Here is a 25,274-nt window from a genome sequence, read left to right as displayed (position 1 = left end):
GGGCATAATATAGTATAAATAGATATTTTATTATATCGCCTTAAGTTTAATTTATTTCTTTCATAGAAATGGAGAGTGATGGTTTGTTTAACTGGCAATTAACAACGAAATTGAAAATTAAATTGCTTTCTGCCATCTGTTTAACTAGTTGCTTCTTTATGTTACAAATCCCTAGCGTGAATGCAAAAGAAACAGCTAATACGTCTACTAATGTTTTGATTTCCTACAAAAACGATACAGGGAAGCAGTATATATTGAAGCATGTTTCCAAGGTTGAAAATGTATTGGGTAGTGTAAGAATGGTCAGTGCTTCTATTAATCAAAAGGAATACAAAGAATTATTAAATAATCGCAATATAGAATTTATCAATAATAGTACAAAAAAGATGAAACTATCGAATGATCAGTCCGTCGATGCATCTATTCAAATTCCGACCTATAAATCCTATTGGAATTTAAATTATGTAAAGTCACCAACTTATTGGAAATATGGCTATCTAGGTAAAGGTGTTAAAGTAGCCGTAATTGATACAGGGATAAATGATGTACCTGATTTACCAAATGTGGTAAAGAGAGTTTCTTTTGTAAAAGATAATCCGAAAACCAAAAGCATTGATGAATCAGATAATAAGGATAGAGGAAATTATGGGGAAGGTCACGGTACTAGCGTAGCAGCAGTTCTAGGTGCACAAATCGGTGGAGCAACATTTGATAATACTATTTCAGATGTTATCGGTGTAGCACCAAATGTCCAGATTTATTCTTTAAAATATGCCGATGGAACAAGGGATGGCCGTATAGCTGAAGTAATAGAGGCATTCAACTGGTCAATTAAACATAAAATGGATCTTATTAATATTTCATCTAGTATTTATGAAGATGATCCTTCTCTAAAAAAAGCAGTTGATTTAGCAGTAAAATCAGGAATTATTATTGTTGCTTCAGCTGGGAATGATGGGAATACAAATAAGCCGACTTACCCTGCTCGTTATAATAATGTTATTGCTGTTACATCAATCGGAAAAGACAAAATATGTAGTAGTTTTTCAAATACTGGTACAACGGTTGATTTTGCAGCGCCAGGTGATTATGTACCAACGATTAATAGCAATGGGGAACTGTTTTATGCTTCAGGAACCTCTTTTGCTGCTCCACATGTTACGGGCTTACTTGCAATATTAAAAGAAAAGTATCCTTATAGTACTTCAAGTGAACTTATACAAAAATTGAGCGATAGCGCACTGGATTTAGGTACTAAAGGGAAAGATTCTAAATACGGTTATGGATTGGCTCAATTGCCAAAATTTACAGAAACAAAACTTGAAGAACTGAAAAACGTAACTATTTCTAAAGTAAAAGATCACAGTGCAAAAATCTCATTCAATCTACCAGATGATGTTTCTTTCAACAAAGTGGCAATCATTATAAATAACAAAAGTATAAAATATACGACAAGTTCATCCTATACATTAAAGAATTTAGACTCTGACACAGATTACAAAATAAAATTAAAAGTCATCAATAAAAACGGCGATAGTTCCGATGGCGTGGAACAAACAATTCGAACATTAGATGATGTAACACCACCCGGTGAAATCGATGGACTAAAAATATCAAAACTTAAAATTAATTCACTGAATCTATCTTGGATCAATCCCGTTGACGATGATTTTTATGAAACACAAATTTATATCAACAATAAATTTGTAGATAGCACAAATAACGATCAATATTCAATTAAGAAATTAAAACCAGATACAGATTACGAAGTTAAATTAATTACCGAAGATACAACAGGAAATATTTCGGAAGGTATTAAAGCAAAAATTCACACACCAAAAGTTAAAAAAATTGAAGTTCCTTCAGTAGATTCCATTACGACAAGTAACCATACCATTTCTGGTAAAGCAACACATCATACTTCTATCGTTGTTAAAAATGGAGCAAAAACAGTGGTGAAAGGACAAGTAAGTGAAGACGGCAAATTCCAATTACCCCTTTCATTTCAAGCAGTTGGTACAACCTTGAAGATATATGCTGTAGATCCAGTTGGGAATATCAGTAATCCGAAAGAATTAACTGTTAAACAAGCTAAAACCACTGCACAGCCAATGGTTCATAAAGTCTATACAACAACAAAATTTATTCGTGGTGAATCTGAGCTATATTCAAAAGTTTCCGTTTATCGAGGTAATACATTATTAGTTTCAGATAAAGTTGATTCAAAAGGGTACTTTTTCTTATATATTGGAAACCAACAACAAAATACAGTGTTAACTGTCTATGCTACCAATAAACAAGGCGTAAAAAGTAAAGGTTTAAAAATGACAGTGAAATAATACTTTCGGGGCAGATGTAAAAGTGCAGAAATTCACTTTTACATCTGCCCTTCGTAATAGTTCAGACCATTTTAATAATTCCCCTTAAGTATACTTGTTGAAATATTGAATTTTTGCTGTTTTAAGTAGCATTTTCCTACAATTTAACAATATTTTTGGTATAATATTGTTAATAGCCCAAAAGGAGGTTTTCATCCATGAAAGAAAAGAATTTTCAACAAACAGTAGGCTTTAGTGTAAAAGATACATTAGCTCTCTATTGGCTTTATTCAACTCAAAATACTGAAAAGTACTCTGTAGAAATCCATCAACAATTTCAAGATGAATTCCCAGGGCGGAAGGTTGGCTATGAGTATGTTGCACGGATAGCAAAACAACTTGAGGCAGAAGGTGCTCTTTCCTCTAAACAAATTCACAAAAAGGTTTTGTACACAACTACAGAATTAGGCTCAAATCGATTGAATCGTTATAATGAGCTCTATTTTGAACGCTTTCATGAAATCATTCTTGTATTAGATCGCTTTTATTATGAATTAACTAGAAATGGAGAGAAGCCTCCTAAGCCAGAACATCCATTGCCTGAAGACTTTCGAAGTTACTTTTCAAAACTGATTTCGGTAAAAGATGCTGTTCGATACTTAGCACTAAAGCTTTCACAAACTCGTTCTAGTTTTTATATGGCAGAGGTTGGCCAACAATTAGAGGATCTATTTGGCTGGTCCCCATCAAATGGCTATTTATATCAAATAGCATGGGAACTTGAAGAAGAAGGGTATTTAGTCGGTTCATGGCCTGATGAAAAGAGAACTGTCCGCAATTTAAGAGGAACTGACGAAGGGGTATCGTTTTATCGAACAATTGCTTCATCACTTGAAGAACGAATTACAACAATTCGACGTTATTTACGCTATATGTTAAAGTTCTTTACAAGAATTCATGTTGAACAATAATTTATTGAATATTCCTATATCTTTCATTATAATATGTAACATACTTACAATTTCAAATTGAAATCGTTGAGCAGGAGTAGTAAATAAGCGCAAAATGGTACAGAGAGTCGGCGGTGGTGGAAGTCGATCCATTTCCTTATTGAATGGACCTGCGAGTGATTACTTGAACAGAGTAGGGTAATCCGGCACATACCGTTAAATGTGAGTGGTAGTGAAATCGCTACAATCAAGGTGGTACCGCGGAATTCCCGTCCTTCATAGAATTTTTTCTATGGAGGCTTTTTTATTATTAATAGGCTTAATTAAATTGCTTCTATACACTTTGTAGGGCGATTACATAATTTAGCTGAAAGTTGTAGAGAAGCGGATGTTAATACTCCGATACTCCGGCCGAAAAACTGGGAAGTGAAAGGATTTTTACGACAAGTAACCGCAGGAGCAAGCACCGAAATGGATACGGTACAAAAATGCCGGATATTTGAGTTGAGAAGAGCAGAGAAAAGGAGAGTTTATCAAATGACAGTTGAGACGAGAAATTATGAAATGAAAACAATCCAAGGTGATATGTTAACACCTATTTCCATTTATCATGCTTTAAATGGATCGAAGAAAATGCTATTTGAATCTTCCGCTAAGCATGAAGAAAGCGGTAGGTACTCATTTATTGCTATCAATCCTATAGCAGAAATGATTGCTACCAATAATGAATATCAATTATTTAATGAAGACCATCAACTTATTAGTCGTGACACAAATGCTTTCGAGAAACTTAAATCTTTACTTCCCACTGAAGTTGAAAAATTACCTTTTTCATTTTTTGGAGGAGCTATTGGCTATTTCGGCTATGAAACTGCATTTTATCATGAAAAAATAGGTGACATATTAAAAGACGATTTACACATGCCTGATATGCATGTGTTATTCTATGATACCTTTGTTGTTGTGGACCATTTAATGCAAAAAGTGCATATCGTAGCAGTTGATTTATTACAAAAAGGACATTCACAGAAAGAACTACAAGATCGCGTGAATGTTATTGAAAAGCAACTAATGACATTCGTGCTAACTCAAACAGATGATGATCAAAGTACAATTCAATTTCGATCTACAATTAAAAAAGAGGATTTCTGTACAATGGTTCAACAAGCAAAGCATCATATCGAGCAAGGAGATATCTTTCAAGTTGTCTTATCTCAACGATTCGAGGCAGATTTTACAGGTAATTCAATGAATCTCTATAGAAGACTTCGTACTGCAAACCCTTCACCTTATATGTTTTATATGGATTTTGAAGACTATGTCATTTTAGGAACATCACCAGAGAGCCTTGTCAAAGTAGAAGGTCGATTCGTTACAACAAATCCAATTGCAGGTACTAGACGGCGTGGAAGCTCTTTAGAGGAGGATTTAGCATTAGAACAACAACTCCTTCAAGATGAAAAAGAACTTGCTGAGCATCGAATGCTAGTAGATTTAGGACGAAATGATATAGGGAAATTATCAAAAATTGGATCAGTCAGATTACTCAAATTTATGCAAATTGAACGTTATAAACACGTTATGCATATCGTTTCTGAAGTGACAGGTGAGTTAAAAGACGAAATTCATCCCCTTGATGTTTTGGCTACAACTTTACCAGCAGGAACTGTATCAGGTGCTCCGAAAATTCGAGCAATGCAAATTATCAACGATTTAGAACAAGATAAACGAGGCGTTTATGCTGGAGCAGTTGGTTATATTTCTATTTCTGGTGATATGGATATGGCACTTGCAATTCGTACAATGGTGATTACAAAAGGAAAAGCCTATGTTCAAGCAGGAGCTGGCGTTGTGTATCATTCTATTCCAGAAAATGAATATGAGGAAACACTAAATAAAGCCAAAGCATTGTTGGAGGTGCAATCATGATTTTACTTATCGATAATTATGATTCATTTACTTATAATTTGTATCAGCAAATTTGTAGTCTCGGTAAAGAGGTAAAAGTAGTTCGAAATGATGCTATAACAATTGAAGAGATTCGTAAACTCCAACCAGAAGGAATTGTAATCTCTCCTGGCCCTGGAACTCCATCAGAAGCAGGGATATCTATTAAAGTTATAAAAGAATTACACAGTGAATTTCCTATTTTAGGTATTTGCTTAGGGCATCAGTCAATCGCAGAAGCATTTGGTGCGAAGATTATTCGAGCACAACAAATTAAGCATGGCTTATTTTCAACAATTAACCACAATCAAAATGGGCTTTTTGAAAAATGCTCAAATAATATTTCCGTCATGCGTTATCATTCCTTAGTAATAGATAAAGAAACAATCCCCCCTGAACTACAAGTTTCAGCATTTTCAGAAGATGATCAGGAAATCATGGCAATACAGCATCAGAAATATCCAGTTTTCGGTTTACAATTTCATCCAGAATCAATCGGCACAAAAGATGGAGACTTGATGATTCAACTATTTTTAGATTCATTTCACAAACAAGTTGTTTGATCTTAAATGCTAATGTGCACACTTATCTATGAATTTCATATTCTTAATTAAAACATCTGCACTATTGTTGAATAAAAAGTTAAGGCAATTAACAATTATTAGTAACTGTTAATTGCCTTTTTAATTGAAATGGATTTTATATTATTTAAATGAAGCACGTCGTTTTTCGATTATCGAAGAAACTCCTTCTTGATAATCTGGTAATTCAGTAATTATCCCCATAGCAGAGGAAATATAGTCGAGTGAAGAACGTAGGCTCATTGACTGGCTTTGGTAAACTGCTCGTTTCATAAATTGGATCGTAGCAGTAGGTCCATTTGCCAATTTTTCAGCATAGGCATTTGTATAATCTTCTAAATCTTCATCTGGAACAACAAATGTCACAAGCCCTTTTTCTTTTGCTTCTGTTGCAGTTAATACTCGACCAGTCCAAAGCATATCGAGTGCTTGATCGATGCCTACTAGCTTGGGTAAATAGTAAGCTCCGCCATCTCCAGGTACAATCCCTACATTGACATAACTTTCAGATAGCTTAGTGGATTCTGCGACAATGCGGATATCACACATTAGTGCCATATCAAGACCCGCTCCAAAAGCAAAGCCATGAACTTGAGCAATCACTGGCTTATCAATTTCCTCTAGCAATAAAGGAATACGTTGCACTTTTTTCCAAAGAGAATTTTTTCGAGCTAGGGCAGTAGAGGTGACGTCGTCTGAGCTTTCGAAGAAACCTTTTCCAGCCCCCATTGCTTTAATATCTCCACCCGCACAAAAACATTTTCCGTTTCCTTTCACGATCAATACACGAATTATTTCAGAATCGCGTACTTTTTCTAATGCATGAATCCATTCAAGAATCATCTCTTCACTAAAAGCATTCATGCTAGTTGGACGATTTAATGTAATTGTCGCAATATGTCCATTTGTATCAAATAGTAAATCAGCCATTTTGTGCCTCCTTAATCGGTTTGATAGATTCTTGTGGATTGGTTAAATAAGTCCAAATATCTGTTGTTTCTGTTTGAAGGAGTTTTTTCGCTATTTCTTTTTTCCAATAGTTCACAGTGTATCCTTCATCACGCCAAGCCCATAAACGACGTGTGTATTGATGTAAACTGTGTTCATGTGTTACGCCAATTGCTGCATGTACTTGATGTGCTGAAGCAGCAACCGTTTTCGCAGCTTCATCTATTCGAATTCTTGTGTAACCTACTTCATTGAAGCCATCATGAGATAAAAGGGCAGTGATCATATTTTCAACTGCTGCGTTTGTAATAACTACTTCTCCAGCAAGGATCGCTAAATGTTGTTGGACTAATTGAAAACGGTGAATTGGACGACCAAATTGTTCACGTTCTTTTGTATATTTCACCGTTAAATCATTGGCTTTCGTGAGTGCACCAGAAATTATTGCATTCTTTGCAGCAGTGTCTAATACGATAAATTGCGCACTTTGTTGTAGTGATAAAGGTGATGATACTTGAATCACTTTTGCATCTTTTAAAGTAACCTTGTCTCTTGGTTCACCAGCTAAATTTGAATGTGGTTCAATGAAGGCTTCTGAAAGGGAAATATGAACAAGTTGACCTTCTACCATAATCACAAGTTCATCCACATGGCGAGCCCATGGAATCTCGTAAAGGATTCCGTTTATTGCATCATCATTTCTGGTCACTTGCTGTGCTTTCACGCTATATGTCACTTTCTTATTAGAAATAGAAAGTCCAGCTGATTCAAGAAAGTAATTTGCTAATGTCGTTTCAACAAAAGGAATGGGTGCTGCATATTTGCCAATAAGGGAATACAAGGTCAGTAAATCATCTAAATCGCCACCTGCTCCACCAGCATGTTCACTACTTGCAATACGAAGGAGATCCTTTTCTTCTAGAATATCCCAAACATTTTCTGCCCAATTTCCATCATCTACTAAATCTACTGATTCTTTTGTAAAGTGTTTTTTAAAAATCTTCTCTACAACTTCAACAATCATCTCTTTCATTTCGCTCATTGTGCTACAACCCCTTTCGCAACAATGCCATATAAAATTTCGGAAGTACCTCCACGAATCGTAAATCCTGGAGAATGCAAAATTGATTCAGCAAGCAAACGATCTAATTTTCTCTCGGCATCTAATCTAGGATAGCAATCAATGAGCAATCGAGTAATTTCAGGGATACTCTGTTCAAATTTTGTACCAATACTTTTTACTAGTGCTGCTGGTATTGCTACTTCACCACCTTCTTCTAGCACTTTCGCAACGCCAATTGACATATTACGTAAACTCCACAGTTGTGAAACCAATTTTGCTGCCTCTTGTAACCCTTGCTCGTTTCCTTGTTTTTTCAGTTCCTCAATTAACTCCATCAATAGGGGAAGAGTGCTCAAAATACGCTCTGGTCCGCTTCGTTCAAAAGCAAGCTCAGCTAGTCCTTGTTTCCATCCTTGTCCAAGTTCACCAACAACCATCTCATCTGGAACAAAGACATTTTCGAAGAATACCTCATTAAAATGGCGCTTGCCAGTTAAATATTGAATCGGTGTAATGGACACACCTTCTGCATGTAAATCGATTATTAGTTGGCTTAAACCTTTATGTTTATTGCTGCCATCAAATGGTTCCGTTCGAATCAAAGTGATCATATAATGGGCATCATGTGCATTGCTTGTCCATGTTTTTGATCCATTAACAATCCATCCACCATCAACCTTTTTCGCATGCGTACTAACAGAAGCTAAATCTGAGCCGCTATTAGGTTCACTCAAACCAATTGCAAAATAGCATTCACCTTTAATGATTTTAGGAAGGAAAAACTCTTTCTGTGATTCTGTTCCAAAACGTAAAAGAAGGGGACCAGTTTGACGATCTGCAATCCAATGCGCAGCTACCGGAGCACCTGCCGCTAAAAATTCTTCTGTTAATATATAGCGATCCAGTGCACTTCGTTCAGCGCCACCATATTTTTTCGGCCATGTTAAACCAATCCATCCTTGTGAACCAATTATTTTTGAAAATTCAGGGTCACAGCCACTTAGCCAAGAATCACACTTAGTTTGGAATGTACCTTTTTCTTGCTCTTTCTGCAAAAACTCTCTGATTGCTAATCGAAATTTATGTTGTTCTTCAGTGAAATGAACAGTAGGTAACTTCATATTGAGCCTCCTCTTTGTATTAAATTATATGAATTTCAAAATTATTAAATGAGAGTAATTCTGTTAATATGCTGAAGATTCAAGGAGTCTATGGTGATAATTAAGATGTTTATAGAAAGATATAATGAAGGTATTAGAAAAGAATCTTACATTTTAAGAAATTGGTGAAAAAACAATTATTCACATAATAAAATTATGTAAACTAATATTGATTGAATAATTAATAGTGATCTAATGACAAATTAATATCTACTCTAAGAGAATAAAAGTGAAAAGATTAATATTCTCTTACAATAAATTCGATACCTTAATTTTACAATATCAAGATAATCTTTACAAAATCATTTAATTTTTTTCAATGATAGATTTAAAAAAGGTATAGCATGTGTGAAAAATACACTGCTATACCTTTTCCATTTTATTAAAAATATAAATACCCAACATCTAAACTTGCAAGATGATCCCATTTAATCCAAGAGAGTGCAAGTTCTTTCCCGATTTGAATGTAAAAAGTGGATTCTTGATGGGTATAATCATTTTCATCACGATTATAAATTGCTAAAATCTCTGCTAATTCTTGATCACCTTTAAGTTGCGCTGTATAAATTTCTTTATATGCGACAAGTTCGGGTTCTTGATTTAGTGCGTTTTCGTCAAAATCAGCGATCGCATGGGCTAAGTGTCGTAATGTATTCGTATCATAGTATATGATAAATGCACCTTTCACTGGTAAATCCTTCGTAAGTGCTTCAGGGAGCTGATCATACATTTTTTGAGTTTCATCATTCAATCCAAAATGCTCAATTTTGGCAATCTCAATATGTAATGCAGATAAATATGCGGAAACAGCAAGTTTACTTTGTCCCATCAGGTAAGCAATTTTACCAATACCTCGATAAAAATTACTATTAGATGGCTCTACTTGAATTGCAGCTGTATACATATTTAAAGCTTGATCGTATTGACCCAAGCGTTTTAACTCAAGTGCGTGTTCAATCATTTTTTCAACATTCGACATAATACTCAAACCTTTCTCGTTAGATGTAACTATTATATATTATTTGAAGTGAATAGGGGAAATGCACCAAAACGAACATTTGTTCCATATAATGAAAAATAGCATTTTTAATACCATTCAATCTTTATTATACTTTTATATCAATTTTTTATTAAAAATAAAGATATTTATGATTTGATAAGCGTTGCTTTTTACAACCAAGAACGTTTGTTCCTATTCAGATGAAAACGTTATTTAAATTTGGTGTAGTATCCTTTCGTTAAATTTCAACAAATATTTCACACTAGTAATCCTTCTCATTTGTTTTAAGTAGCCCCTTTAGAAATATAGACACAAACATTTTTGCTTCTTTATTCAAATCAAAATCATCCCCGAAAGATAACCAGTCATAAAGAGTTCCTCTCATACATCTTGAGATAAGCATACCTGTTTTTTCAATGTTTGTTGAAGGGGATAACTCACCGTTATTAATAGCTTCTCGAACAAATGCATTTAAGATTTTATATAAACTTCGTTGTGAATTAGCAAAGAAGTTTTCTTCATTTTTGATTAATCCGCTTGTATAAACACTTCTCATTAGATCTTCACCTAAATCCTCTTTTAAGTACGTCATCTGTGCATCAAAAAGAGCCATAATCTTTTCTTCAAATTTCAATTCAACTGATAATGTTTGAACAAATGCTTCATAAAATGAATCAATTTCTTTAAATTTTTCTAAGAAAATATCGTATTTCGAAGAAAAGTGACCGTAGAATGCCCCTTTAGAGCTTTTGCTTATTCGTACAATTTCATCTACACTCACTTGATTAAACCCCTTTTTTTCAAATAATTTTAGCGCAGTAGTGTAGATTCTCTGTTTAGTTTCTTCTGCTTGTTGCTCCCGAGTTTTCTTTATCATTTTCAAACACCTACTCATATTATTCTTTTAAAACACTTTAACATAATTCTATCTTAATATTATTTTTTAAATTTACTAAATAGTCTGAATTTTGTATTGACAATTAAAATACAATTATATTATCTTATAGACTATAGTCTATAAAGATGTAAGCGCTTAAACAAAGGGGTGTGTTTAGAGTGGATATTATAGGTAAGAGAACGTTACGTACTTTATTAACTGACAAGGTTAAACAACACCAAGAGAAAGTATTTATTCATTTTGAGGATGCAAATGAGCAACGTTACCAAAAAACATACAAAGAGTTTCAAGAGGAAGTAAATAAATTAAGTAATGCATTTATGAATTTAGGGCTTAAAAAAGGAGACCATATTGTTTTACATTTACCAAACAACATGGAATTTTTGTCTACTTGGTTTGCTTTAGCAAACATTGGAGCGATTATGGTTCCAACAAATATTTTATCAACAGCTGATGAAATGAAATACATAATTAATCATTCAGAAGCGGCTATTTTAATGACTGAAATGGAATATTTAGATAAATTTAACGGGATACGTGAAGAAATACCAACTATTCAAAAGACGATTGTTACACGATGTGATTTAAAAATGGAGCATGTGCTAAATTTTAATGATTTATTAGCAAGTACATCTAGTAAGATAGAAAATTTACCTACGATTGTCTCAGAAGATGTCGTAGCTATGCTTTATACATCAGGAACGACTTCCAAACCTAAAGGTGTACAAGTTACAAACGCAAATTATATTTATGCTGGTGAATTATTATCAAAGTCCATCAATCTGAATGAAAATGATCGACCGTTTATCGTTTTGCCATTATTCCATGGCAATGCACAATATTATTCGACCATGTCTGCACTTGTTGTAGGTGCCAGCATTGCGCTAACAGAGAAGTTTAGTGCATCGAGGTATTTTAAACAAGCAAAAGCTTTAGGTGGAACAATTGGCTCTCTTTTTGCTGCACCAATACGAATGATCCTGGCAAAAGAATATGACAAAGCAGATCAAGATAATTCGATTCGTTTAATCCTATTTGCACAGTCAATAGCAGATCATCAAATTAGTTCGTTTGAAGAAAAATACAATTTAAAGCTGTTACAAATGTACGGTATGACAGAAACAATTGGTGTACCCTTAATCAATCCAATAAACGATTTACGAAAAAATATGAGTATTGGTAAACCAAGTATTGGATATGAAGTCAAATTGATTGATGAAAATGGTTATGAGGTCACAGAAGGTGAAGTTGGTCAAATAGCGGTTAAAGGTGTCCGAGGTAGAACCTTAATGAAGGGGTATTTTAAAAATGAAGAAGCAACAAATCAAACTTTCCAAAGGGATTGGTTATTAACTGGGGACAATGCTCGAGTCGGAGAAGATGGTTATTTCTATTTTGTTGATCGTATGAAGGATATGATCAAACGTTCAGGGGAGAACGTAGCTGCAAATGAAGTAGAAAGTGTTCTAGTAGAACATGAAGCAGTTTATGAAGTAGCTGTGATTGGTATTCCAGATGATATGCGTGATGAGGCGATTAAAGCCTTTGTCATTTTAAATAAAAATGCAAAGGTAACTGAAAATGAGCTAATTGAACACTGTAAAGAAAGATTAGCCAAGTTTAAAGTTCCGGATGTCATCGAATTTGTAGAGGATTTTCCACGGACACCTGTAGGGAAAATTCAGAAACATATTCTGCGAAATTCGATTTCAATATAAGAAAGAAGGGGATTGTATGAAAAATTTAAGGGTTTTATTAGCAAGTGTGGCTGGTTCTATTATTGAATGGTATGACTTCTACCTTTACGGTACTGCAACAGGACTTGTATTTACTACATTATTCTTTCCAGCATCAGACCCGTCTATATCTATATTAATTGCCTTTGCTACTTTTGGTGCAGGTTACGCAGCGCGACCTATTGGAAGTATTATTTTCGGCCACATGGGAGACAGGATAGGAAGAAAGGCATCGTTAATGCTGACCTTGATTGGGATGGGCGGAAGTTCATTTTTAATTGGGTTACTTCCTACTTACGCACAAGTAGGGTTAGCCGCTCCCATTTTGCTCGTAGTATTACGGTTACTTCAAGGGATTGCACTTGGTGGTGAATGGGGTGGAGCTGTTCTTCTTGCAACTGAAACTGCTACAAAAGGCGTTCGCGGATTCTTTGGTTCTATTCCACAATTAGGGGTACCAATTGGTTTAGTATTAGGAACTTTTAGTTTTACATTAATTAGTTCATTAACAACAGAAGCACAATTTATGTCATGGGGCTGGAGATTACCGTTTTTATTTAGTGCTGTACTGATTATTTTAGCTGTTTGGATTCGTAGTGGTATTGAAGAGACACCTGAATTCAATCGCAAAAAAGAGCAAGGCGAGCTTGCAAAAGTACCAATTTTGGATGCGTTCAAATATAACAAAAAGGATATTTTTCGCTTGATTGGTTTAAAACTTGGGGACGGTCTATTCAATGTATTCTTAATGTCCTTTATTTTGGTTTATGCAACTACACATCTAGGATATACCCGTGATGTGGCACTATTCGCTTTGACAATTAGCTGTGCAACGATGCTCATTTCGATTCCATTAGCGGGATACCTATCTGATTTTATTGGCCGAAAAACAATTTATATCAGTGGTATTGTTGCGATGCTATTATTAGCTATTCCATATTTTACATTGATTCCTCAAAGTACAACTTTGTTTTACGTTATGCAAATTATTCTACTAGGTGTAATATGGGGTGCTATTTTCTCAACACAAGGAACACTTTTCTCAGAACTATTCCCAGCTAATGTTCGTTATACAGGACTTTCACTTGGATACCAAATAGCTGCTGCAATCTGTGGATTTGGTCCAATGCTATGGACTGAATTAGGTGCTAAATACGGTGCATCACCATATTTATTTGGTGGATTGATGATTGCTGGGTTGGTGCTTTCTCTTATAATAGCTATTTTTGCACCAGATACTCGTAAGGTTACGCAATATACGGATCAGCAAGAAGTTGAAGAGAACTCGCATCAATCAATAGAAAAAGTATCCGTGTAATCTTTTAAATAAAAGTAGAGAATGTCCTTCTACTTAAATTTCGGGGTGAGAATATGTCAAAACAAGTAGCCATAGTAACGGGCGCTGCAAGTGGAATTGGTCAAGGTATTTCTATAGCTTTAGATCAATTAGATATTCAAGTCGTTTTAGTAGATAAGAATTCATGCGAAGAAACATTAAAACAAATGCATGGAGATGGGCATGTTGAACAGAAAGGTGATATACGTGATGCAGAATTCATAAAACATGTTGTTAAGGATACTGCAAATACTTTTGGACATATCGATATTTTAGTTAATAACGCTGGTACTGCTAGCCGCTTAAATCTTGAAACGATGACAATTGATGATTGGGAACGGGATATTAACACGAATTTATTACCAACTTTCTTATTTACACAGGCAGTCGTTTATCCTTATATGAAAAATCAAAAAGCAGGTCGTATAGTGAATATTAGTTCTATTTCTGGTATGAATGGTGGTGCCAAATCTGGTGATGCAACAATCGGAAGATCTGGTCCTGCCTATGCAGCATCAAAAGGTGGCGTTATTGCGCTAACCAAGTGGGTAGCGAGAGAAATCGGACAATACAATATTACCTGTAATTCAGTCGCTCCAGGCGCTACAGAGACAGGTATTACAGAAGGTGTTCCATATGATACGAGCCACCAATCTATTGATCGCATGGGACAACCCTTTGAAATTGCTTCAGCTGTTCGTTATTTAGTTTCAAAAGATGCTAGTTATATTACCGGCCAAGTAATTGTAGTAGATGGTGGCGCTTATATGTAACACGAATGATTGCAACTTATTTGTAAACTGGCAATATTCCTTAAGTAAAGCAATCTAAAGTTATTACAAACATCTAGTAATCAAGGAAAAACTATAATTCAACACGCCAATGAAGTTCTTAAAAGCTTCATTGGCTTTTTTTGTTAACCTTCTTTACAGATTTATCTAATTCTTCTTCATCCATTAGGCTTTAAAATGTAATTTATTTAAATTGTGTAGTGTCATACTTCAAGCAAGTCGCGAAGTTTCTCAACTAGTATCTGACATAATGATGCGTCATTAGATATATAAATATATGTTTTTGTTGAGATAATGTAAATTATCGATAATATATTTTGATTTGGTATTTCTTTTTTTATAAAAATATTATATTATCTAATCTGTGTTAGAAAAAACTATGTAAACGCTTCCTAATTACATCATAGAACTGGAGAATATTATTATGTTAACGACAGAATTTCGTATCGAAAGAGATTTTTTAGGGGAAAAAGAAATTCCGAAAGATGCCTATTATGGTGTTCAAACAACGAGAGCAATTGAAAACTTTCCGATTACAGGATATCGAATTCATCCTGAACTAATAAAATCTTTAGGTATTGTGAAAAAAGCAGCAGCACTAGCAAATATGGAAGTTGGTATGTTGGAAAAAGAAATAGGGCAATTCATTATTCAAGCATGTGATGAAGTTATTTCAGGAAAATGGAATGACCAATTTATTGTAGATCCTATTCAAGGCGGCGCAGGTACATCGATTAACATGAATGCAAACGAAGTAATTGCCAATCGTGCGCTTGAATTGATGGGAGAAGAAAAAGGGAATTATAAATTAATTAGCCCAAATAGTCATATTAATATGTCTCAATCAACAAATGATGCCTTTCCAACTGCAACACATATCGCAGTTTTAAGTTTAATGAATCAATTACTTGAAGCTACAAAAACAATGCAAAATGCATTTGTTTCTAAAGCTAAAGAATTTGCAGGTATTATAAAAATGGGCCGTACACATCTTCAAGATGCTGTTCCAGTCCTACTAGGACAAGAATTTGAATCATATAGTCGTGTAGTTTCTCGTGACATTGATCGTATATCACTCTCAAGACAACACCTATATGAAGTAAATATGGGAGCAACTGCCGTTGGTACAGGATTGAATGCTGATCCAATATACATTGATGCAGTCGTTCGAAATCTTAGCGAATTAAGTGGTTTACCATTAAAAGGTGCTGAACATTTAGTTGATGCAACTCAAAATACGGATTGTTATACAGAAGTTTCAGCAAATTTAAAAGTTTGTATGATTAATATGTCAAAAATCGCAAATGACTTACGTTTAATGGCTTCTGGACCACGTGATGGTTTATTTGAAATTGTACTACCTGCTCGTCAACCAGGTTCATCAATTATGCCTGGTAAAGTAAATCCTGTTATGGCTGAAGTTATGAACCAAGTTGCTTTCCAAGTTATGGGTAATGATTTAACCATTTCAGCAGCATCTGAAGCAGGTCAATTTGAATTAAATGTAATGGAACCTGTATTATTCTTTAATTTAATTCAATCGATTTCTACAATGAGTAATGTATTCACAGTATTTACAGAAAAATGTATAGTAGATATTAAAGCAAATGAAGAGCATCTAAAAGAATATGTTGAAAAAAGTGTTGGTATTATAACAGCAGTTAACCCACATATCGGTTATGAATTAGCTGCACAAATTGCTAAAGAAGCTATATCTACAGGTGCTTCTGTACGTGAACTTTGTATAAAATCTGGCGCTTTAACAGCAGAACAATTAGATAAGATTTTAGATCCTTATGCAATGACACAACCTGGTATTGCTGGTGGTAAATCTCTAGTTAAATAAGTGAACTCATAGGTTTAGATAAAAGATTTAGCTTAAAATATAAAAAAGTGAACGAATCATTTCGTTCACTTTTTTTGTAGATTATTATTTAATGAAAAAAGGCAATAAAATTTATTTAATTTAATAACCTATAACAAGCATAACCTCGTTCTTAATTTAGGACGGGGTTATGCTTGTTTAATTTTCGATTTATGATACTTCGAATGAATAACGAAAACGGTTAATCAATAATATTAAATAATAAATTAACATTATTGATTTTTTGAACAAAAAAATTCAACATTATAATTTACACTTTTAATTTCTTGTTATATAATCTAATCAACTAAAAGGAAGGGATTTCATTATGGCTTATAAAGTAATCACAAATTGTCCTGTCTGCAGTAAAACATTGAAAATTACAAAGTTGCAGTGCTCTCATTGTCACACTACGATTGAAAATGAGTTTGAATTATCTAAGCTGGCATCCTTATCAAAGGATCAGCTTCATTTTGTGGAAGTATTTTTAACATGTAGAGGGAATATCAAGGAAGTTGAAAAGGAACTAGGTATTTCGTATCCAACGGTTCGAGGCAAGCTAACAGACATCATTTCATCCCTTGGATATGTGCAGAAGAAGAAAAATGAAGTAGACGAGAAAAAAGTTGTCACCATGTTGGAAAATGGCGAAATCACACCAGAAGAAGCCATAAAGCTTTTAAAAGAGGAATAGGGAGGAAATTATCATGAAAGATGAAATTACAAGAGTGTTAACAATGGTTCAAGAAGGGAAAATTGATGCAGATAAGGGAGCTGAGCTGATTCAAGTATTACAAGAAAAAGATGTAACAGATAATAAACTTGTTGAAAAATCTACTAACTATTTAGAGAAAACTTTAAAAGTCCGTGTTGTATCAGCCGAAAATGATAACGTCACGGTTAATTTGCCTATAAAACTTGTCAAAGTAGTATTAATGGCTGGACACAGCATCGCAGCGAGTATTCCTCAATCGGAAAAATACGTTAAAGATATAGACATAAACCTTATTATTGAAGCAATCGAAAACGAATTAGATGGCCAAATTGTTGATATTAAATCGGCAAACGGGGATACCGTTTCGGTCATTATTGATTAGTGATTTGCTTATGATGCATGTAAAAGTGAAAGCAAAAGAAGTTCGTCTTACCATCCCAATTCCTTATGCTATTTTAAACATTGCTGTTTCAATTTTGTCTTCAAAATTTTTACAGAAAAATTTAAACAAATGGACAAAAGAACACTTCGAAAGAAAAAAACTGGACTTTACCTTTCCACAAATAGACAAAAAAACGCTAAAGCCTATCGTCAAGGAACTAAAAAATTATAAAGGGATCGTGCTAGTAGATGTAAAAGCTAAGGACGGTACTGAAGTTAAGGTCAGACTATAATTTATTATAGAATCACACCGACCACCAACTGGCATTTTGAAGAAAAAGCCTTATTTCTCCCTTACAATACCGAGAAAATTGTAAAAAGACAATAAAGTTTTATTTAATTTTAAAAGCTCAAACAAGAAACCCCGTTCTAAACTTAGGACGGGGTTAAAAATATAGTTGGGTTGCAAATCAGCTTATTTTCTTGTACTAATGATCTCCGTTCGTTGAGCTGTATAACCAAGAAAGTTGGCTTGTTTGTTAATGTTAAAAAGACTGGGCAAGACGAAATCCAAGGTCATCTATACAAAATAACGGATGGCTACGACGACGACAAGAAGCCCCACAACCCCTGGCTTCTTCAGCCCAGCTACCTCCTCGAAAAATCCGGTAGGAGCCGTACACTTGTTCATCATATAAATCCCAACACCACTCCCAAACATTCCCTAACATATCATACAGACCCCATACATTCGGTTCCTTTCTTCCTACTTCATGGATTTTACCACCTGAATTTTCACTATACCAGGCAATTTTATCAATCTCTCCGTATCTATAACCAGTAGTCCCTGCTTTACATGCATATTGCCATTCTGCTTCTGAAGGAAGTCGATAGCCGTCTGATTCCCAATCACAAACAATGTTTTCGCCATCATTACTTATAGAATAACACTCTTTCAGCCCAGCTTTCTGTGAAAGTAGATTACAAAAAGAAATTGCATCATTCCAAGAAATATTCACAACCGGTTTTAGATCTCTATCAAAAGATTTAGGTGATTTATTTGTAATAGCGTTGTATAGACCCATAGTGACAGGATACCTAGCAAGAAGAAACGGTCTAATTTCAGCCTTCCATTTATTTTTTATTCTATCGTCTCTTAATTCTATTTCTCCTCCTGGAATTTTTACCATTGGATAGTCATGATAACTCTTTGTTTCATTTGACACTCAACCTTCCTCCTATAGAATTCGACTTATTGGGTATTATTCAAGAATATGGCTCGATAGTTGAATAACATGACTATCGTTACTTAATACAGTATTTGGTAATTAGAAGAATTTTTATAAATGTAGACGTAAAAGAGAAGGGGATTAAAGACATTTGTATGAAATTAGAGAAAAATTGTTTAAAAGAAATAGTACAAAAGATAATTTACGAATTATTTCAGTAATAAAACTTCATAATATTCGTATATAATAGGGGGAAATGCGATTCATCCACCAGCTGGATACAACATTAATTGATCAAAACACGAATATTATACAAATTTTCGATATAAAACAAATAGATTTATGAATATTGTTTTTTCTAAATGCAAAGTACTATTAACAATCAAAAAAGTACAATGAAATCACTATGTATAGATTAAAGTTATGCTTAAATGATTATTGGAAACCTGTAGATTTTGTTTAATGATCCCAATTGATATTAAACAATACGATGTACGTAAATCCCTGTAAATTCATTTTAAACCGTTGTTGAACTATCCATGATCGGATAAATATATCTGCAAATCGTATCCATAAATAGTGACTGTATGATGCGAATAAAATTTTCAATCTTAATATACAAAGAAAATTAATCAATAGTAGCATACCGTTGAAAGAATCAATCTCCAGATAAAATATTAAACAATAAATCTTATCTACACAAAATCATGCAATTATCGTAAAAATGGAGAATTGTTGTTCACATGAAAATAATAAGGAAAGGAGCTTCACAAATGTAAGTCGAAAGTAAAGATATTATAGGGCATTAAAGTATTCAAGTCCTCTTTCCTTCTCATTATTTTTAGTTTACATAATATAAATTCTGAGAAGTTACGTTTCATTCAATAAGTATACTTGAAATAGTGAGATATTTTAAGTTTTTAAAATAAAATCATCATTTTAGCCAATAAAAAAACTTCAGCTTTAATCACTGAAGTTTTTTGTACTATTTAGATCTGGTTGTTGGATTTTTTAAACTGCGGTTCGTTCTTGTACTGTTTTTAACTTTGATTTCTTGATTCGGTACTTTCATTTTATTCCACATCGATTTTCCGACTCCTATACTGAACAAATATCCATTATTTAGTGTCTTTTTCGTTATTTCCGTTGCATGTATTAAGCTACTTTTTAGCTTCAGAAATCCCGTATTCCAATTAATGGTTTTATAACGTTCTAATATCAATTTTCGTCTTAAACGTTTTTCAGCAAGATCTTCTTCAGATGTTTCTAATGAACGAACAGCTAGTTCGAATTGTGTTTCTGATACCTTAATTCTCATGTCAACTAAAACAAGCGGTATCAACGCTAAAGATAAAACAAGTGCGATAAAAACAAATACCAATACTTCCCCTCCTAAATTTTGTTTCTACTACACACTATTTCCTATTTATATGCATTAAAAACACTTGAATCACAAAAATATTTGAATTTTTTAGTAAAAATAAAATCTTTTAAGGTTGCTTTTGAATTTGAATTAAATATTGATCACTTTATAGTAAAACTAAGATCTTTTTATACTGTATAATATAAGTTAGCTAACTTTACTAACTTACGGAGGAACCCTGTGAAAAATAAACTTTTGTATAGACTGGGTTGGTTATTTATTTTTATCTCCTGCTTATTCTGGGTACTTATTGTCATTGTCCCCTTTCTTTCATTTTCCGCAGGTGTAAAAGCTGCTGTTATCACAGCTTTTGTTGTTTTAGGTGAAATCTTTTTTTGGATTGGAGCTTTATTTGTAGGAAAAGAAGTGATAAGTAAGTATAAATCAAATCTAAATCCATTAACTTGGCGAAAGAAAAAAGAAAATGATTAATTTAAGGAACAACTTCATTTTTTAGCGTGAATTCACATAAGAATTCACGTTTTTTATTTCATTTATATACACCAGCTCAAAGATTGTGAATTGTCTTTAAACAATTTACGAAGGCTCTGTTATCTTTCGTTGTAAATTTAACGTTTTAAAGTAAGAGCATTTCTTAGTAATGAGAAATGCTTTTTATTTTTGTTATAATTAATAGGATATTTCAATAACAATAATAATATAATAAAAAACAATATGAATTTATTGTAAAACGATAAATCCTGTGTTAAAATCATTTTGTCATTAAATAAGTGAGGTGTTTTTAATGAATGTTAAACGAGGTTCAACCACTTTCTTAAAGGGTATTATTTTTCTGGCTGGAATTGCAGTGCTTGCTTTGTGTATCTATTGGTTGCCTGAGTTTGCCATTAGAGATGCAAGAGTACATCCAGATACGGCTTACTTCCTAATCCCCTTTTTAGTATGTGCATACGGATTCTGTATAACGTTTTCTGTTATGTTGTATCAAGCATTTAAACTATTAACCTATATCGAAAGGAACAATGCTTTCTCTGAGTTATCCCTTAAATCCTTGAAGGTTATAAAGAAATGTACTTTTGCAGTCATTTTCTTCATTGTGTTAGGGATCGTAAGCTTAATAGTGCTTTCAAAAGTTACAGGTGACGATGCAGCAGGTCCAATATCACTAAGTCTAATGGGTATTTTAGTGACAAGTACCGTAGCATCTATTGTAAGTGTTCTTCAAAAACCAATTAAAAATTTCCTAGAAATAAATGAAATAAAAATGTGAGGTGTTTATTTTGAGAAAAGTCACAACATTGTTTTTAAAAATAGCTGTTGTTATTATAGGACTACCGGTTATTGCTTTATGTATATTTTTAGTGCCCCATTTGGCGAATTTCGCAGCAGAAATGTATCCAAATATTACACCAATGAAATATCTCGTTTTCATCGTGATGTATGGATCGGCTGTGCCTTTTTACTTTTCTCTCTTTCAGGCTTTCAATCTCTTACGGTACATTGACGAGAACACAGCGTTCTCGGAATTATCTGTAAAAGCGTTAAAGTACATAAAGTGCTGTGCGATTACAATCAGTGGATTATATGTATTAGGAATGCCACTCTTTTATTTTATAGCGAAGAAAGTTGACCCTCCTATTGGAATAATGGGACTCATCATCATTTTTGCCTCGTTGGTTATCGCCGTTTTTGCCGCTATCCTCCAACGGCTTCTACAAGAAGCGATTAACGTAAAATCAGAAAATGATTTGACGGTCTGAGGTGGATGATATGGCAATTATTATTAATATTGATGTGATGTTAGCAAAACGAAAAATGAGCGTAACGGAGCTTTCGGAGAGTGTTGGAATTACTATGGCGAATCTTTCCATTTTGAAAAATGGAAAGGCAAAAGCGGTTCGTTTTTCAACATTAGAAGCGATATGTAAGACTTTGGATTGTCAACCAGGTGATGTTTTGGAGTACAAAAGCGACGAAGACATTCAATAAAAGCAGATAACAAATTTATTTAACGGGAGTCGATAGAGAATTTAAGGGATAGCCATTAAGCTATCCCTTCTTTGCGTTTATTGATGTTATTTTATCAGGAATTCTATTGAGAAAGAGAACCCATTAACTTGAATCTGCTCCCTTTTTCTAACCTTATTAATTCCATTCAGCTGCCATTCTGTCGATTTTCTGTATAAAATCATGCTTTCCTTGTATGTATTTTTCAATATTTACCGGATTTTCTTTAGCTAATTTTTTCTTTAATGCACCATATTGAAGTGCTTCATGATGATTTGCTATTAAAAAATCACGAAAGGCCAAATGTCTAGAAATTTCTTTATCACCTGTTTGGAACATATGAATATGGTGCGTTCTATTCGATAATGTTCCTTTAATAAAAAAGCGCCTTCCTGGTATTCCATATTCACCGAATGCTTTATAACCATTAACTGCTAGCCGCTCCGTGAATTGATCAATCCTTTGAATATTTTTCACTTCAACAAGTACATCAATTATTGGTTTTGCAGGCATATCTGGAATTGACGTACTTCCAATATGATTGACACCGATGATTTCATTTGTTAACAACCTTCGTAACCCTTCCGCTTCTAAATTAAACATCTTTGGCCACTTTTCATCGTACGGAACAACTTTGACTTCACGCATCCTTTCATCTCCCTTAGCTCTTTTTATAAAACGCAGATCCTAATGAATTAAACGATATTGGTTTATAGGTCTCCCTACCCCACCGTATTGAATATCAATTTTCACCTTATTTTGCTTTTCGAGATAATCCAAATAGCGACGAGCTGTTACGCGAGCTAGACCTACACCATTTGCCACTTCTTCTGCAGAAACAGATTGCTCTTGTGTGCCTATAAAAGTAACAATTTTCTCAAGGGTTGAGGCATTAAGTCCTTTTGGCAACTTTGCATCTGGTTGATGAGGTGTTTGTTGATGATGCAACAAAGTATCAAGCTCAGTTTGTGTCATCTCATTCTTATCCTCGATCTTTGCTTTAAAGCTCCGATAATTTTGTAATGTATGCTTCATTCGTTCAAAAGAAAATGGTTTCATAATATAATCAAATACACCAAGTTGAAGCATTTTCTGAATTGTTTTCATATCATTTGCTGCAGTTACAGCAATGACATCAACTTTAAATCCTTTTTCGCGGATTTTTTTTAATGTCTCTATACCGTCTTGTTCTGGCATAAAAATGTCCATAAAGACGATATCTGGTTTTAGTTGTTTAATTTGTTGAATTCCTTCAACCCCATTTTTTGCTGTCCCAAGTACATGATAACCTGGTACTTGCTCAATAAATTGACGATTCACCTGACGAACCATTGGATCATCTTCAACTAATAATACTTGAATCGGTTGCATTTCCTACATCTCCTTCTATAAGTAAAACGTAACAAAGACGCTTGTCCCTTCACCTGGAGTACTCGTAACATCTATGGTACCATTTAATTTTTTGACGATATCTTGAATTAAATAAAGCCCAATTCCATGATTTTCATTCATCTTCGTTGTATATCCATTTGCAAAGATTCGCGAAATTACCTCTTCTGTCATACCGACACCGTTATCTTCTACTAAAATGGATAATGTTTCTTCATCTTGATCAATACTGATTAGTACTTTTTTCTCTTCTTTATTCGTCAATTGTAGTGCATCAAAAGCATTTTCGATTAAATTCCCAATAATCACCACAAAATCATTAAAGTCAAGTTGTTCTGGCAAGTAGGTTAGTTGGCTATTCATATCAATTTCAACTTCAATTCCAAGCTCTTTACCATGATTAATTTTGCTTAATAGGAGACCGGAGATATTTTGGTTTTTTATTCGCTCATCTAAGAAGTTTGCGATTTCATCTTGCCTATCTTTTACTTCCTCAATATAGCTCAATGCTTGTTGAAAATGCCCCAGTTGTAATAAGCCCGCAATTGTATGGATTTTGTTTTTGTGTTCGTGATTTTGAATACGCAATGCTTGTACAAATTCTTTAACCCCGGTAAGTTCTTCCGCAAGCTTTTTCACTTCTGTACGATCTTGGAAGATAGCAATCGCACCAACAGTATTACCTTCAACTTCAATTGGCACACGATTACTCATAATATTATGCTGATTGATAAATAATTCTTTATTATAGATTGGTATATTATAATCCAATATTTCAGGTAATCGGGTATCAGGTAAAATATCATAAATTTTTTTACCGATTAAATCATCCTCTTCTACACCTAAAATTCGCTTAGCTTTTGTATTAAAGATCGTTACAGTGAAGTCGTTATCAATAGCAATAATACCTTCATGCATTGCATTAAATGTTTCTGTGCGCTCAATGTACAGTTTGGCAATTTCATGTGGTTCTAAATCAAACATTTGCTTTTTCATATTTCGCCCAAGCATCCATGCACCCCACGCACCAAATAAAAGAGATAGTAAGGTCGCGACTAATATTTCGTTTCGAATATTATATAAAATTTCAAAGATTGTTGGGAGACTGTAGCCAACAATGACAACTCCTATTTGTTGATGTTTATCATTCATAATCGGTACAAATGCACGTATTGTATTTCCAACTTCACCTTTTGCTTTAGACAAATAATAGTGTTCAGCAAAAGCAGCATTTTCATCACTTGTATTCGATTTTTTCCCTATTAAGCTTTTTACCGGATGTGATAAACGGATGTGATCCATATTTAACACAACAATATATTCGGCTTTGTTAATGATACGTATGCCTTCTATCGTTTCATTGATTACTTTTGCTTGTTCTATAGGTTTTTTATCTGAAGATAGTTCTTTTTGAACTTCCGGAAGCTTTGCAACCGTTCTTGCAATTAACATTGCTTGATTTCCTAGTTCTTTTTCTTTTGTAGACAAAATATTACCGAGAACAAAAATGCCTGCGACTAAAAATGAAAATACGATGATGAAGAAGGTGAGCGACATAATTTTGCCGTTCATGGACA

At 33.8% G+C, this 25,274-nt stretch carries 25 protein-coding genes and 1 other annotated feature; of the genes, 15 read left to right on the top strand and 10 right to left on the bottom strand.

Annotation, left to right across the window (positions count from 1 at the left end; all coding sequences use genetic code 11):
* Nucleotides 1–83 precede the first annotated feature (83 nt).
* The 4 genes from ABE048_RS18720 to ABE048_RS18705 all read left to right on the top strand — a co-directional run bounded on the left by ABE048_RS18720 (nt 84) and on the right by ABE048_RS18705 (nt 5,778).
* Entirely contained in the window at nt 84–2,339 is a 2,256-nt protein-coding gene (locus ABE048_RS18720) for a S8 family serine peptidase (protein WP_430312787.1), read from the top strand.
* Between the two features lie 197 nt (nt 2,340–2,536).
* Nucleotides 2,537–3,289, top strand: a complete 753-nt coding sequence (locus ABE048_RS18715; protein ID WP_430312786.1) for a hypothetical protein — start codon at nt 2,537–2,539, stop codon at nt 3,287–3,289.
* Between the two features lie 57 nt (nt 3,290–3,346).
* Nucleotides 3,347–3,548 (top strand) — a binding site (T-box leader).
* Nucleotides 3,549–3,805: 257 nt separating this feature from the next.
* Complete coding sequence (trpE, locus tag ABE048_RS18710; protein ID WP_430312785.1) at nt 3,806–5,197, top strand: anthranilate synthase component I; 1,392 nt, start codon at nt 3,806–3,808, stop codon at nt 5,195–5,197.
* Nucleotides 5,194–5,778 carry an anthranilate synthase component II gene (locus tag ABE048_RS18705; protein ID WP_430312784.1) on the top strand — a complete coding sequence of 195 codons (585 nt, stop codon included), beginning with the start codon at nt 5,194–5,196 and terminating at the stop codon, nt 5,776–5,778. Before trpE ends, ABE048_RS18705 begins: the two co-directional genes overlap by 4 nt.
* Before the next feature lie 141 nt (nt 5,779–5,919).
* Here ABE048_RS18705 and ABE048_RS18700 read toward each other — a convergent pair whose 3' ends face one another.
* The 5 genes from ABE048_RS18700 to ABE048_RS18680 all read right to left on the bottom strand — a co-directional run bounded on the left by ABE048_RS18700 (nt 5,920) and on the right by ABE048_RS18680 (nt 10,844).
* A complete protein-coding gene (locus ABE048_RS18700) occupies nt 5,920–6,726 on the bottom strand; it encodes an enoyl-CoA hydratase/isomerase family protein (RefSeq protein WP_430312783.1) in 807 nt (268 codons plus the stop codon).
* Nucleotides 6,719–7,786, bottom strand: a complete 1,068-nt coding sequence (locus ABE048_RS18695; protein WP_430312782.1) for an acyl-CoA dehydrogenase family protein — start codon at nt 7,784–7,786, stop codon at nt 6,719–6,721. The genes ABE048_RS18700 and ABE048_RS18695 overlap by 8 nt, the downstream gene beginning before the upstream one ends.
* Nucleotides 7,783–8,928 (bottom strand): acyl-CoA dehydrogenase family protein, encoded by a 1,146-nt coding sequence (locus ABE048_RS18690; RefSeq protein WP_430312781.1) that lies wholly within the window; start codon nt 8,926–8,928, stop codon nt 7,783–7,785. The genes ABE048_RS18695 and ABE048_RS18690 overlap by 4 nt, the downstream gene beginning before the upstream one ends.
* Before the next feature lie 421 nt (nt 8,929–9,349).
* Nucleotides 9,350–9,946 (bottom strand): tetratricopeptide repeat protein, encoded by a 597-nt coding sequence (locus ABE048_RS18685; protein ID WP_430312780.1) that lies wholly within the window; start codon nt 9,944–9,946, stop codon nt 9,350–9,352.
* Between the two features lie 283 nt (nt 9,947–10,229).
* Complete coding sequence (locus tag ABE048_RS18680) at nt 10,230–10,844, bottom strand: TetR/AcrR family transcriptional regulator (RefSeq protein ID WP_430312779.1); 615 nt, start codon at nt 10,842–10,844, stop codon at nt 10,230–10,232.
* A gap of 179 nt (nt 10,845–11,023) precedes the next feature.
* Between ABE048_RS18680 and ABE048_RS18675 the strand changes: the two genes are divergently transcribed.
* From ABE048_RS18675 to ABE048_RS18645, 7 genes are all read left to right on the top strand, one after another.
* Nucleotides 11,024–12,583, top strand: a complete 1,560-nt coding sequence (locus ABE048_RS18675; protein ID WP_430312778.1) for an AMP-binding protein — start codon at nt 11,024–11,026, stop codon at nt 12,581–12,583.
* Nucleotides 12,584–12,599: 16 nt separating this feature from the next.
* Nucleotides 12,600–13,919 (top strand): MFS transporter, encoded by a 1,320-nt coding sequence (locus ABE048_RS18670; RefSeq protein WP_430312777.1) that lies wholly within the window; start codon nt 12,600–12,602, stop codon nt 13,917–13,919.
* Nucleotides 13,920–13,972: 53 nt separating this feature from the next.
* Nucleotides 13,973–14,710, top strand: coding sequence for an SDR family NAD(P)-dependent oxidoreductase (locus ABE048_RS18665; protein ID WP_430312776.1), 738 nt, complete (start codon nt 13,973–13,975; stop codon nt 14,708–14,710).
* Between the two features lie 442 nt (nt 14,711–15,152).
* On the top strand, nt 15,153–16,574 hold the full coding sequence (gene aspA, locus ABE048_RS18660; protein ID WP_430312775.1) for an aspartate ammonia-lyase: 1,422 nt from the start codon (nt 15,153–15,155) through the stop codon (nt 16,572–16,574).
* A 346-nt stretch (nt 16,575–16,920) separates the two neighbouring features.
* Nucleotides 16,921–17,286: a DUF2089 domain-containing protein gene (locus ABE048_RS18655; protein WP_018393054.1), complete on the top strand. Its 366-nt coding sequence runs from the start codon at nt 16,921–16,923 to the stop codon at nt 17,284–17,286.
* Between the two features lie 13 nt (nt 17,287–17,299).
* Nucleotides 17,300–17,689 carry an SHOCT-like domain-containing protein gene (locus tag ABE048_RS18650; protein WP_430312774.1) on the top strand — a complete coding sequence of 130 codons (390 nt, stop codon included), beginning with the start codon at nt 17,300–17,302 and terminating at the stop codon, nt 17,687–17,689.
* Between the two features lie 10 nt (nt 17,690–17,699).
* A complete protein-coding gene (locus tag ABE048_RS18645; protein WP_430312773.1) occupies nt 17,700–17,981 on the top strand; it encodes a hypothetical protein in 282 nt (93 codons plus the stop codon).
* A gap of 252 nt (nt 17,982–18,233) precedes the next feature.
* Here the strand turns inward: ABE048_RS18645 and ABE048_RS18640 are convergent, their stop codons facing one another.
* Both ABE048_RS18640 and ABE048_RS18635 read right to left on the bottom strand, forming a co-directional pair.
* Nucleotides 18,234–18,878, bottom strand: a complete 645-nt coding sequence (locus tag ABE048_RS18640) for a formylglycine-generating enzyme family protein (protein ID WP_430312809.1) — start codon at nt 18,876–18,878, stop codon at nt 18,234–18,236.
* Between the two features lie 1,024 nt (nt 18,879–19,902).
* A complete protein-coding gene (locus ABE048_RS18635; RefSeq protein ID WP_430312772.1) occupies nt 19,903–20,298 on the bottom strand; it encodes a hypothetical protein in 396 nt (131 codons plus the stop codon).
* A 222-nt stretch (nt 20,299–20,520) separates the two neighbouring features.
* Between ABE048_RS18635 and ABE048_RS18630 the strand changes: the two genes are divergently transcribed.
* From ABE048_RS18630 to ABE048_RS18615, 4 genes are all read left to right on the top strand, one after another.
* Entirely contained in the window at nt 20,521–20,772 is a 252-nt protein-coding gene (locus ABE048_RS18630) for a transporter suffix domain-containing protein (protein WP_430312771.1), read from the top strand.
* Nucleotides 20,773–21,085: 313 nt separating this feature from the next.
* Nucleotides 21,086–21,571: a DUF2975 domain-containing protein gene (locus ABE048_RS18625; protein WP_430312770.1), complete on the top strand. Its 486-nt coding sequence runs from the start codon at nt 21,086–21,088 to the stop codon at nt 21,569–21,571.
* Nucleotides 21,572–21,581: 10 nt separating this feature from the next.
* A complete protein-coding gene (locus ABE048_RS18620) occupies nt 21,582–22,061 on the top strand; it encodes a DUF2975 domain-containing protein (RefSeq protein WP_430312769.1) in 480 nt (159 codons plus the stop codon).
* A gap of 10 nt (nt 22,062–22,071) precedes the next feature.
* Nucleotides 22,072–22,290, top strand: coding sequence for a helix-turn-helix domain-containing protein (locus ABE048_RS18615; protein ID WP_430312768.1), 219 nt, complete (start codon nt 22,072–22,074; stop codon nt 22,288–22,290).
* Nucleotides 22,291–22,446: 156 nt separating this feature from the next.
* On the opposite strand, the gene ABE048_RS18610 is transcribed toward ABE048_RS18615, so the two are convergent.
* From ABE048_RS18610 to ABE048_RS18600, 3 genes are read right to left on the bottom strand one after another with little or no spacing between them, the layout of a single operon-like run.
* Entirely contained in the window at nt 22,447–22,956 is a 510-nt protein-coding gene (locus tag ABE048_RS18610; RefSeq protein ID WP_430312767.1) for a GrpB family protein, read from the bottom strand.
* A gap of 39 nt (nt 22,957–22,995) precedes the next feature.
* Nucleotides 22,996–23,679, bottom strand: coding sequence for a response regulator (locus ABE048_RS18605; protein ID WP_430312766.1), 684 nt, complete (start codon nt 23,677–23,679; stop codon nt 22,996–22,998).
* A gap of 15 nt (nt 23,680–23,694) precedes the next feature.
* Nucleotides 23,695–25,269 (bottom strand): ATP-binding protein, encoded by a 1,575-nt coding sequence (locus ABE048_RS18600; protein ID WP_430312808.1) that lies wholly within the window; start codon nt 25,267–25,269, stop codon nt 23,695–23,697.
* Nucleotides 25,270–25,274: the final 5 nt, after the last annotated feature.

The sequence above is a fragment of the Rummeliibacillus pycnus genome (genome assembly GCF_050459865.1).
GTDB classification, from domain to species: Bacteria; Bacillota; Bacilli; order Bacillales_A; family Planococcaceae; genus Rummeliibacillus; species Rummeliibacillus pycnus_B.
The sequence above is the reverse complement of the archived record's forward strand: the minus strand, read 5'-3'. Positions and strand labels throughout refer to the sequence as shown.